The 2,629-nt window shown below is 41.7% G+C and carries 1 protein-coding gene; it reads left to right on the top strand.

What is annotated here, in order from left to right; translation table 11 throughout:
- Positions 1-305: 305 nt before the first annotated feature.
- Positions 306-2,629, top strand: a 2,324-nt coding sequence (gene secA / locus KKD20_03995; GenBank protein MBU4332257.1) for a preprotein translocase subunit SecA, incomplete at its 3' end; no start/stop codon positions are given.

Genomic DNA, 2,629 nt, shown 5'->3' with positions numbered 1-2,629 from the left:
TAGATTCAAAGCAAGAAATGGGTGTTCACCAATTAGTTTAAATGGGATGGAAAATTCTAAAGGACTAAACAGAATTAACAAAGGAAACCAACCATATAGTTGGATAAAAAATTTACTTCCATGTCCCTAATCGAGGGACAGAGCCTAAAATTATATTTTCTTGTCAAATTAAGGAATTTAGTATAGAATAATGATATCACGACTCACGATTCACGTACCACGATTCATTGTATCGTGATATATGAATCGTGAGTCGTGAATTCTACGGGTATAATTAAAATTTTTAAACAATAGTTAACACCACTATGTCCATTCTCTCCAAGATTTTGGGCGATCCCAACCAGAAATATTTAGATAAACTTCAACCTTTGGTTGATAAGATTAATGCTCTTGAAAAAGAGACAGAGAAATTAAGCGACGAAAATTTGAAAGCCAAGACTCAAGAATTCCGCAAGCGACTAAAGAAAAAAGAAACTTTAGATGATATCTTGCCCGAGGCTTTTGCGTGTGTGCGAGAAGCAGCCAGGCGAACTCTTGGCCAAAGACATTTTGATGCCCAGCTTTTGGGCGGAATAGTACTTCATCGCGGTGAGATTGCGGAAATGCGCACTGGCGAGGGCAAAACTTTAAGTTCAACCTTGCCCCTATATTTGAATGCTTTAAGTGAAGAAGGCGCTCATTTAATTACTGTTAATGACTATTTAGCCAAACGTGATACGGTTTGGATGGGACAGGTGTATTATGCTTTGGGATTGACTGTTAGCTGTATTCAACATGATGCGGCGTTTGTTTATGATCCGGCACACCAAGATACAAGTAACAAGATACAAGATACAAAAAAATCCCAAATTCCAAATTCCAAAATTCAAAACGATGAAGACTTAGATGATGAGCGTGATCAAAAAGGAAGTTTTGAAGTGATTGAGGAGTTTTTGCGGCCAGTGAGCAGGAAGGAGGCCTACCAGGCCGACATTACTTATGGAACCAACAATGAATTTGGATTTGATTATTTGCGGGATAATTTGGTACAGAAAGTAGATGACATGGCCCAGCGGAAACTTAATTATGCAATTGTTGACGAGGTAGATTCAATTTTGATTGATGAAGCTCGCACGCCTTTGATTATTTCTGGTCCGGCCGAAGAGTCCGCCAAGGAGTATTATCAATTTGCCTCTTTAGTCAAGACTCTGGAAGAAAATAATCCCTCGACGGGCTCGGGGCAGGGAGACTATAATATTGATGAAAAAATGCGTGCTGCCACCCTGACCGAGGCGGGCATTGCCAAGGTGGAAAAAAAATTGGGTTTGGGAAATATTTATGTTGAGGGTGGAATACAGTTAGTGCATCATCTGGAGCAAGCTCTTAGGGCCCAAACTCTTTTTAAACGCGATAAAGACTATGTGGTTAAGGAAGGTGAAGTGCTTATTGTTGATGAGTTTACTGGCAGATTGATGCCGGGTCGCCGGTATTCAGAAGGCCTGCATCAAGCGATTGAAGCCAAAGAGGGGGTCCAAGTGCAACGGGAGAGCATTACTCTAGCCACTATTACTTTTCAAAATTATTTTCGGATGTATAAAAAATTAGCCGGTATGACGGGTACGGCGGTTACCAGCGCTGAAGAATTTCATAAGGTTTACAATCTTGATGTAGCCGTGGTACCGACCAATAAGCCCATGATTCGCGAAGATGCAACTGACAAAGTTTATAAAACTGAAATTGGGAAATTTAAAGCAGTAATTAAAGATGTTAAAGAATGTCAAGAAAGAGGCCAGCCGGTTTTGGTTGGCACAGCCTCTGTTGAGAAGAATGAGATTCTTTCTGAATTTTTAGAGCGCGAAGGTATTAGCCACGAAGCTTTAAATGCCAAGAACCATGAAAGAGAAGGCGCGATTATTGCCCAAGCCGGCCGCAAGGGCGCAGTGACTTTAGCCACCAACATGGCCGGCCGGGGCGTGGATATTGTTTTAGGCGGTAACCCCATTAATGATGAGGCGCGCCGGGAAGTCTTAGAGTTGGGCGGGTTGTATGTCATTGGCACTGAACGGCACGAAGCCCGGCGGATTGATAACCAGCTTCGGGGTCGGAGCGGCCGTCAAGGCGACCCTGGTTCGTCTCAATTCTATGTTTCCATGGAGGATGATATTATGCGGATTTTTGGCTCGGACCGGGTAAAATTTATTATGGAAAAAATGGGTATTCCCGAGGACATGCCGATTGAAAACAAGATGGTAGCCAAAGCCATTGGATCCGCCCAAAGCAAAGTTGAGGGCCATAATTTTGATATGCGTAAGCATTTATTGGAATATGATGATGTGATAAACAAACACCGTGAATTGATTTATAAAAAACGGCAGGAGATGCTAGAATCAACAGAGGGTCAAGTTGGTGGAGTTGATAATGAAATTAACAAGGTTAATGACGGGGTTAATACGGTAGTTAATACAGTGGTTAATAAAGTTAATAAGGGAGAAGATAAGGAGGGCGGGGAGGCCAAATTATCACTGAAAGATAAAGTTTTAGAAATGATAGAGCAGGAGATTGAGCAAGTAGTTTCTTTTCATACTGCCGAACCAAATGAAAAGAATTGGAACATTCAAGAGATTTATGAAGTGGCGAATACGATTTTCCC

It is taken from the genome of Patescibacteria group bacterium, assembly GCA_018896645.1.
In the GTDB taxonomy this organism is placed as follows: Bacteria; Patescibacteriota; Patescibacteriia; order UBA2591; family JABMQE01; genus JAHIMF01.
Note: the sequence above shows the minus strand (reverse complement) of the source record. Positions and strands in the feature narration are given on the sequence as shown.